Source organism: Streptomyces sp. 13-12-16 (genome assembly GCF_002114215.1).
Lineage (GTDB): Bacteria > Actinomycetota > Actinomycetes > Streptomycetales > Streptomycetaceae > Streptomyces.
On the sequence record NZ_NCTE01000041.1, the window covers coordinates 1 to 8,898 of the forward strand.

Below are 8,898 nucleotides of genomic sequence, written 5' to 3' on the forward strand. Positions count from 1 at the left end.
GACCCCCGAGGGGCCGCCCCCGCCGGCGTACGCGCCGCCCCGGCAGCCCGCGCCGGAGTTCGCGCAGGAGCCGGCACCGCAGCCCACGACGGCGTTCGCGACGGAGCCCGCACCGCAGCCCGCGACGGCGTTCGCGCAGGAACCCGCACCTCAGCCCGCAGCCGGGTCCACGACGGAGCCCGCACCGCAGCCCGCGAAGAGGAAGCGTGCCCGGGGACCGGCGGCCCTGCTCGCCGCCGTGGCGATCGTCGCGGCGGCCGTGGGCGGCGGCACCGCCTACGGCGTGCAGGAGCTGACCGGCAACGACACGGTCGCCTCCAGTTCGACCAGCACCAACGTCGTACCGTCGAGCCAGAAGGGCACGGTGTCCGGCGTCGCCGAGGCGGTCACCCCGAGCATCGTCGAGATCAACGCGACCTCGAACGCCGGCTCCTCCACCGGCTCCGGCGTGATCATCACGTCCGACGGCGAGATCATCACCAACAACCACGTGGTGTCCGGGGCCTCGTCGATCGAGGTGCGGACCAGCGACGGCAAGACGTACACGGCGGAGACCGTCGGCACCGACAGCAGCAAGGACCTCGCCCTGATCAAGCTGGCGAACGCCTCCGGTCTGCAGGCGGCCACCCTCGGTGACTCCGACGGCGTGCGGGTCGGTGACCAGGTCGTGGCGATCGGCTCCCCCGAGGGCCTGACGGGCACGGTGACCAGTGGCATCGTCTCCGCCCTCGACCGTGACGTGACGGTCTCGACGGACGGGGACGAGGGCCAGCAGCAGCGGCAGGGCGGCGGCTGGCCGTTCGAGTACGGCGGCCGGGAGTTCAACGGCGACACGGGCAGCTCAACGACCACGTACAAGGCGATCCAGACCGACGCGTCCCTGAACCCGGGCAACTCCGGCGGCGCGCTGATCGACATGAACGGCAACATCATCGGCATCAACTCCGCGATGTACTCGGCGAGCGGCAGCGGCTCGTCCTCGTCCGACGCGGGCAGCGTGGGCCTGGGCTTCGCCATCCCGGTCAACACGGTCAAGTCGGACCTGTCGGCGCTGCGCTCCGGCTCGACGAACTGACGCGCCGCCCGGCAGCCGTGCGAGGCTGAAGGCCTGAGACCGTAGAGAGCCGTGAGGAACCCCGAGCCCATGAGCCCCGCAGAAGGCGACCGTGACCCCCAGCGCATCCTGATCGTCGACGACGAGCCGGCGGTGCGCGAAGCGCTCCAGCGCAGCCTGGCCTTCGAGGGGTACGGCACCGAGGTCGCCGTCGACGGCGCGGACGCCCTGGAGAAGGCGGCGGCCTACCGGCCCGACCTGCTCGTCCTGGACATCCAGATGCCCCGGATGGACGGCCTGACCGCCGCCCGCCGCATCCGCGCCACCGGCGACACCACGCCCATCCTGATGCTGACCGCCCGGGACACCGTCGGCGACCGGGTGACCGGCCTGGACGCGGGGGCGGACGACTACCTGGTCAAGCCGTTCGAGCTGGACGAGCTGTTCGCCCGTATCCGCGCGCTGCTGCGCCGCAGCTCGTACGCGGCGGCGGTGGCCGCCTCCGCCGAGTCGGACGACGTCCTCTCCTTCGCCGACCTGCGCATGGACCTGGCGACCCGCGAGGTCACGCGGGGCACCCGACGGGTGGAGCTGACCCGTACGGAGTTCACCCTGCTGGAGATGTTCATGGCGCATCCGCGCCAGGTGCTCACCCGTGAGCAGATCCTGAAGGCGGTCTGGGGCTTCGACTTCGAGCCGTCGTCCAACTCGCTCGACGTGTACGTCATGTACCTGCGCCGCAAGACCGAGGCGGGCGGCGAGCCGCGCCTGGTGCACACGGTGCGGGGGGTGGGGTACGTGCTGCGGCAGGGCGGCGCGGAGTGAGCGGGCTGGTCCGCCGCGTCCGCGCCCTGCCCATCCGGGCCCGGCTGTCGCTGCTGGTGGCGGCGGCGGTGGCGTTCGCGGTGGCGGCGGTGTCGCTGGCCTGCTGGTTCGTGGTGAAGAGCGTGCTGGTGAGCTCGCTGGACGAGGCCCTGAGGGCGAACCGGATGAACGGGCAGCAGGTGAGCAAGTACCTCGACCTGCCCACCGGTCTGTGCGCCCACGATCCCCGCACCCACGAACAGAACCCCTTCGGCTCGTCCGTCCAGCTCGTGGACAACGACGGCGGGAGCTGCCTCATCATCGGCACGGAGGAGGTCCCGCTCACCGACGCCGACCGCGCCGTCGCCGAGGGCACGTCCACCGACGCGCTGCACCAGGCGACGGGGACCGACGGCGGGCAGTACCGGGTCTTCACCTACACCGTGCCCGGCCTGCGGAACATCGCCGTCTCCGCCGCCCGGCCGCTGAACGAGGTGAACGACTCCCTCAGCAACCTCGCGCTGGTGCTGGTCTTCGTCGCGGGCGCGGGGGTCGTGGGCGCCGCCGCCGCCGGTCTCTGGGTGGCCCGGACCGCCCTGCGCCCCGTGGACGAACTGACCAGGGCCGTCGAGCACGTCGCCCGCACCGAGGACCTCACCGTCCGCATCCCCGTGGAGGACGAGTCGGAGGACGAGATCGCCCGTCTCTCCCACTCCTTCAACTCCATGACGTCCGCGCTGGCCAGCTCCCGCGACCTCCAGCAGCAGCTCATCGCGGACGCCGGCCACGAGCTGCGCACCCCGCTCACCTCGCTCCGCACCAACATCGAACTCCTCACCCGCAGCGAGGAGACGGGCCGCCCGATCCCGGAGGCCGACCGCAAGGCCCTGCTCGCCTCCGTGAAGGCGCAGATGACGGAACTGGCCGCGCTCATCGGCGACCTTCAGGAGCTGTCCCGCCCGGACACCGGCCAGCACGCGGGCCGGGCGCAGATCGTCGCCTGGCAGGACGTCGTGGAGTCGGCCCTGCGCCGCGCCCGGCTGCGCGGCCCGGAGCTGACCATCACGGCGGACGTCCACCCCTGGTACGTACGGGCGGAGCCGTCGGCCCTGGAGCGGGCGATGGTCAACATCCTGGACAACGCGGTGAAGTTCAGCCCCGGGGGCGGCACGATCGACGTGCGCCTGACCGACGGCGTCCTCACCGTCCGCGACCACGGGCCCGGCATCCCCGCCGACGAACTCCCGCACGTCTTCGACCGGTTCTGGCGCTCCCCGAGCGCCCGCGCCCTGCCGGGTTCCGGCCTCGGCCTGTCCATCGTGGCCCGCACGGTCCAGCAGGCGGGCGGCGAGGTGTCCCTGACCCGCGCGGACGGCGGCGGCACGACGGCCACGGTCCGCCTGCCGGGCGCCCCGACCCCGCCACCGGAGGTTCCCTAGCGGGGACGGCGGCAACCTTTCCGTGCCGGGCGGCGACCGATCGTCGTCCCCTCCCCCACACGGAACGGATCGCCGCATGAGCGAGCACCGCAGCAAAGCCCGGCACCGCAGGTCCGGGAAGTTCCTGGCCCTCGGCCTCCCGCTGGCCCTGACCACCGCCGGAACACTGCTCCACGGCACCGGCCTCGTCCCCCAGCAGGCGTCCGCCGCGGCCGCCGCCCCCGCCTGGGCCACCGCCACCGCCGACGGCTTCGCCTCCGTCGACGCCCTCGGCCAGAACGGCACGTACGGCGGCCGGGACGGGCAGACCGTGACCGTGCGCACGCAGGCCGAGCTGGAGAAGTACGCCACGGCCGCCGAGCCGTACGTCATCGTCGTGGCCGGGGCCATCACGATGAACCCGGTCGGCAAGGAGATCAAGGTCGCCTCCGACAAGACGATCGTGGGCTCCGGCACGTCCGGGCACATCGTCGGCGGCGGCTTCTTCCTCGGCCAGGGCGTGCACAACGTGATCATCCGCAACCTGACGGTCCGGGACGCCCACCAGGGCGTCTGGAACGACAAGGAGCACGACTTCGACGCGATCCAGATGGACGGCGCCCACCACGTCTGGATCGACCACAACGACCTGCGGAACATGGCGGACGGTCTGATCGACGTCCGCAAGGACAGCACGTACGTGACCGTCTCCTGGAACGAGATGAGCCACAACAACAAGACGTTCGGCATCGGCTGGACCGAGAACGTGCTGACCGACATCACGATCCACCACAACTGGATCCGCGAGACGGAACAGCGCAACCCCTCCACCGACAACTGCGCGCACGCGCACCTCTACAACAACTTCCTGGAGGACGTCCCCGGCACGGACATCAGCTCCTCCTACGGCAACTACTCGCGCGGCGGCACGAGGATGGTCCTGGAGAACAGCTACTTCCAGGGCGTGAGGAACCCGGTCGTCAAGGACGCGACGGCGACGGTCGTCCAGCGCGGCAACGTCTTCTCGGGCACGTCGGGCCGCAACGAGAGCGGCGGTACGGCGTTCGACCCGAAGGCGTACTACTCCTACACGCTCGACAAGGCGGCCGACGTGCCGGCCCTGCTCAAGTCGGGCACCGGCCCGCGGAGTTCCATCGGCACGACGGCGGCCTCGGCGGAGGCCTCGGCGGAGGCGTCGGCGGAGGCGTCGACGAAGGCCGCGGCGGCCACCACGCTCACCGTCGCCAAGGACGGCAGCGGCCAGTACCGGACGGTCCAGGCGGCCGTGAACGCCGTCCCCGCGAACAACGCCTCCCGCGTCGTCGTCTCCATCAAGCCGGGCACGTACCGCGAGACGGTCAAGGTCCCGTCGAACAAGCCGCACGTCACCTTCCAGGGCACCGGCGGCAGCCGCAAGGACACGGTGATCGTCTTCAACAACGCGGCGGGCACGCGGAAGCCGGACGGCTCGGGCACGTACGGCACCTCCGGCAGCGCCACGGTCGCCGTCGAGGCGGACGACTTCCAGGCCCGCAACCTGACCATCTCCAACGACTTCGACGAGGGCGCCAACCAGTCCCTCTCCGGCCACCAGGCGGTCGCCCTGCGCACGGCGGCCGACAAGGTCCTCCTCGACGGCGTGATCGTCGAGGGCGACCAGGACACGCTCCTCCTCGACACGGCCGCCAAGGACAGGCTGGGCCGGGTCTACGTCACCGACTCCTACGTCGTCGGGAACGTCGACTTCATCTTCGGCCGGGCGACCGCGGTGATCGACCGCTCGGTCATCACCCTGAAGAAGCGCTGGAACGGCACCTCCGCCGGCTACGTCACCGCCCCCAGCACGGCCGCGAACCGCAAGGGCATCCTCATCGCCAACTCGGCGGTGAACGGCGACGTCTCCGACCGCACCTTCTACCTGGGCCGCCCCTGGCACGCCGGCGGCGACGCCTCCCTGGACCCGCAGACCACGGTCCGCAACACCACCCTCAGCGCCGCGATCCGCACCACGCCCTGGACCGACATGAGCGGCTTCTCCTGGAAGGACGACCGCTTCGCCGAGTACCGGAACACGGGCGCGGGCGCGGGCTCGGCGAGCGGTGACCGCCCCCACCTGACGGACGCCCAGGCAGCCGACCAGGAGGTCGCCGACTGGCTGGCGGGCTGGACCCCCACGGCGTCCTGAACTCGCCCTGAAGAGGGGGTGTGACACGCTTCCGGGTATGTCGACACCACCGGACGGGCTGCCCGTCTACCGCGTACTGACCGGTCCCGACGACCCGGCCTTCTGTCACCGGGTGAGCGAGGCGCTGGAGATGGGGTACCTGCTGCACGGAGGGCCGTCGGTCACCTTCGACGGGGAGCGGGTGATCGTCGCGCAGGCGGTCGTGTGGCCCGGGTAGGGGGGCGGACGTGCGTCGGGGCCGGTACGAGGCGGTGAACGCGTCTCGTACCGGCCCCGTCAGGGGTCACCCCACGATGGTGATGCGGTCCGCCTTCGGCGGGGCGATCGGGTCCGTCGCCGTCGAGTTGGCGGTCAGGTACTGCTCAAGTGCCGTCAGGTCGTCCTCGCCGACCAGGTCGTTCGTGCCCTGACCCAGGGTCGGGAAGCCGTCGCCGCCGCCCGCGAGGAAGCTGTTCGTCGCGACGCGGTAGGTGGCGGACGGGTCGATGGGCGAGCCGTCGAGCTCGATGGAGTCCGTGACGACGCGGTCCGCGCCCGTCTTCGTCAGGTCCAGGGTGTAGGTCAGGCCGGAGGAGATCTGGAGGATCTTCGGCGCCGCCTCGTTCGGGCCGCTGACCTGCTCCTTCAGGGCCTGGATGACCTGTGCGCCCGTGAAGTCCTGGAGGTTGACCGTGTTGGCGAACGGCTGGACGGTGAAGCCCTCGGCGAAGGTCACCACACCGTCGCCCTCCGTGCCGCCGGCCGCGTGGGTGAGCGACGCGCGGATGCCGCCGGGGTTCATCAGCGCCAGGTCGGTCTCCGCGTCCAGCGTCCTGCCGTACTCCAGTTGCGCGTCGGCGATGAGGTCGCCGAGCGGGGACTCCGTGCCGTCGCGCACGATGTCACCGGAGATGTAGCCGATCGGGCGGTTGCCGATGGGGGCGGCGAGGGTGTTCCACTCGCCGATCAGGCGGGTCATGTCGGGCGCCTTGGGGACGTCCCGGCTTACCACGTGGTTCGCGGACTTCACGGCCGTACGGGCGATGTCGCCCGTCGCGCGGTCGTAGGTCAGCGTGGTGTCCGTGTAGAGGCGGCCGAAGGACGCGGCCGAGGTGACCATGCGGGGCTTGCCCGCCGGGTCGGGGATGGTGCACACGTACGCGTTGTGGGTGTGGCCGGTGACCAGCGCGTCCACCTGGGGCGTGATGTTCTTCGCGATGTCCGCGATCGGGCCGGAGATGCCGTCGCCCGCGCCCGGGGAGTCGCAGTCGTAGTTGTAGGAGGACGAGGCCGGGAAGCCGCCCTCGTGGATGAGCGCCACGATCGACTTCACGCCCTGGCGCTGGAGCTCCTCGGCGTACTTGTTGATCGTCTCGACCTCGTCCTTGAAGGCGAGGCCCTTGACGCCCTCCGCCGAGACGATGTCCGGGGTGCCCTCCAGGGTCACGCCGATGAAGCCGACCTTGACGCCCTGCTTCTTCCACACCCAGTACGGCTCGAGGACGGGCTTCCTCGTCTTCTCGTCGAGGACGTTCGCCGCCAGGTAGGGGAAGTCGGCGCCCTTGAACCCCTTGTCGGTGTAGCAGCCCTCGACCGGGTGGCAGCCGCCGTTCTGCAGGCGGCCCAGTTCGGCGGCACCCTCGTCGAACTCGTGGTTGCCGACGGAGGTGACGTCCAGGTCGAGCTTGTTCAGCGCCTCGATCGTGGGTTCGTCGTGGAAGAGGCCCGAGATCAGCGGGGACGCGCCGACCATGTCGCCGCCGGCGGCGGTGATGGAGTAGCGGTTGCCCTTGCGCGCCTCGCGCAGGTGGGTGGCGAGGTACTCCACGCCGCCCGCGTCGGCGGTCTTCGTCGTGCCGTCGGGCTGGAGTTCGGTGACCCGGCCCGAGGAGCCGGACGGCGGCTCCAGGTTGCCGTGCAGGTCGTTGAAGGACAGCAGCTGCACGTCCTGGTAGCGGCCGGGGTGGGACTTGTCCTTGTTCCCGTGGTTCTCGCCCGCCGTCGCCGACCCGGGCAGGGCGGCCGCGGCCAGCGCGCCGGCGGTGAGCACACCGGCGGCGGTCGCGAGGAGACGGTTCGTACGGCGTCTGCGGCGCTGGTGGTGCGCCGGGGATGTGGCTGGCATGCGCCCCCCTGTGGGTCCGAGTGGGTACCGGCGCAGCCTAGAGTCAACGCGCGTAGCGCGACAGGGTCTTCAAGGTTACGGCCTGGTTTAACTTTCCCCGACACCGTTGCCGTCCGTTTTGCGGCCGTCGCCCTTTAACCTCGTACGCATGACCAGCGACGACTTCGCACGGCCCGGCCGCCCCCGCTCGCTCCAGACGTATGCCGCGCTCGGCCCCGGGCAGACCGAGGCGGTGCTCGCCCTGCTCGCCGAGGCCGCCCACGTCGACGGACAGCAGGCGGTGTCCGAGCAGGGGCGGTTGCAGCTGCGCGGCGGGGAGCGGGACGGGGTCTCGCACCTGCTGCTCTCCGTCGACGACGAACTCGTCGGATACGCCCAGCTGGAGGACACCGATCCGGTGGAACCGCCCGCCGCCGAGCTGGTCGTGCACCCCTCGTACCGGGGCCACGGACACGGGCGGGCGCTCGGTTCGGCGCTGCTCGCCGCCTCCGGGAAGCGGCTGCGGGTGTGGGCGCACGGCGGTCACTCCGCCGCCCGGCACCTCGCGCAGGTCCTCGGACTGACGCTGTTCCGGGAACTGCGGCAGATGCGGCGGCCGTTGGCCGGCCTCGACCTGCCCGACCCGGTGCTGCCGGAGGGCGTGACCGTGCGCACCTTCGTGCCGGGCCGGGACGACGCCGCCTGGCTCGCGGTGAACGCCGCCGCGTTCGCCCACCACCCCGAGCAGGGCGCCCTCACCCAGCGCGACCTGGACGACCGCAAGGCCGAGGCGTGGTTCGACCCCGAGGGGTTCTTCCTGGCGGAGAGGGACGGCCGGCTCGTCGGCTTCCACTGGACCAAGGTGCACGCGGCGGAACGCCTCGGTGAGGTGTACGTCCTCGGCGTGAGCCCCGACGCCCAGGGGGGCGGCCTCGGCAGGTCACTGACCACGATCGGGCTGCGGCACCTGGCGGCCCGGGGTCTGCCGACGGCCATGCTCTACGTCGACGCCGACAACAAGGCGGCGGTCTCCGTCTACGAGCGGCTGGGCTTCGTCACGCACGAGACGGACCTGATGTACCGGACGGAGACCTGAGCCCGCGGCAGGTGCGGCGGCGCCTCGGCTCCGTCGCGCACACCGCGCCCACCAGCAGCGCCGCGCCCAGCAGTACCGCCCAGCGGTCGTGGCCCGCCGCCCACCTCGCGTCGTCCGGGGTCGTGAACAGCGCCCAGCTCCCGGGGATCAGCAGCGGGCCCAGGACCGCCCCGACGAGCAGGAACGCGGCGACCGCCTGACCCGGCCGGGCGCCGTCCCCGCGGCGGATCGCGAACGCCGCCCCGGTCAGGGCGAGGG

7 protein-coding genes and 1 pseudogene are annotated in these 8,898 nt (G+C 71.8%); 6 read left to right on the top strand and 2 right to left on the bottom strand.

The features are described 5' to 3' along the window. From B7767_RS01945 to B7767_RS01965, 5 genes are all read left to right on the top strand, one after another. The coding region (locus B7767_RS01945) for a S1C family serine protease (RefSeq protein WP_256923288.1) at positions 1-1,075 on the top strand (1,075 nt) is incomplete at its 5' end. 69 nt (positions 1,076-1,144) lie between these two features. Continuing rightward, positions 1,145-1,879 (top strand): response regulator transcription factor, encoded by a 735-nt coding sequence (locus B7767_RS01950; protein ID WP_085570556.1) that lies wholly within the window; start codon positions 1,145-1,147, stop codon positions 1,877-1,879. Continuing rightward, entirely contained in the window at positions 1,876-3,297 is a 1,422-nt protein-coding gene (locus B7767_RS01955; protein ID WP_085570557.1) for a cell wall metabolism sensor histidine kinase WalK, read from the top strand. The genes B7767_RS01950 and B7767_RS01955 overlap by 4 nt, the downstream gene beginning before the upstream one ends. Positions 3,298-3,373: 76 nt before the next feature. Next, on the top strand, positions 3,374-5,461 hold the full coding sequence (locus B7767_RS01960) for a pectinesterase family protein (RefSeq protein WP_085570558.1): 2,088 nt from the start codon (positions 3,374-3,376) through the stop codon (positions 5,459-5,461). A 37-nt stretch (positions 5,462-5,498) separates the two neighbouring features. Then, positions 5,499-5,678: a DUF1737 domain-containing protein gene (locus B7767_RS01965; protein ID WP_085570559.1), complete on the top strand. Its 180-nt coding sequence runs from the start codon at positions 5,499-5,501 to the stop codon at positions 5,676-5,678. A 66-nt stretch (positions 5,679-5,744) separates the two neighbouring features. Here B7767_RS01965 and B7767_RS01970 read toward each other — a convergent pair whose 3' ends face one another. Further along, complete coding sequence (locus tag B7767_RS01970; RefSeq protein WP_085570560.1) at positions 5,745-7,565, bottom strand: bifunctional UDP-sugar hydrolase/5'-nucleotidase; 1,821 nt, start codon at positions 7,563-7,565, stop codon at positions 5,745-5,747. Between the two features lie 148 nt (positions 7,566-7,713). On the opposite strand from B7767_RS01970, the gene mshD reads away from it, so the two are divergent. Beyond that, positions 7,714-8,640, top strand: coding sequence for a mycothiol synthase (mshD, locus tag B7767_RS01975; protein ID WP_085570561.1), 927 nt, complete (start codon positions 7,714-7,716; stop codon positions 8,638-8,640). On the opposite strand, the pseudogene B7767_RS01980 reads toward mshD, so the two are convergent. Further along, positions 8,600-8,898, bottom strand: a pseudogene (locus tag B7767_RS01980) (ABC transporter); the annotation flags it as partial. The gene mshD and the pseudogene B7767_RS01980 overlap by 41 nt on opposite strands.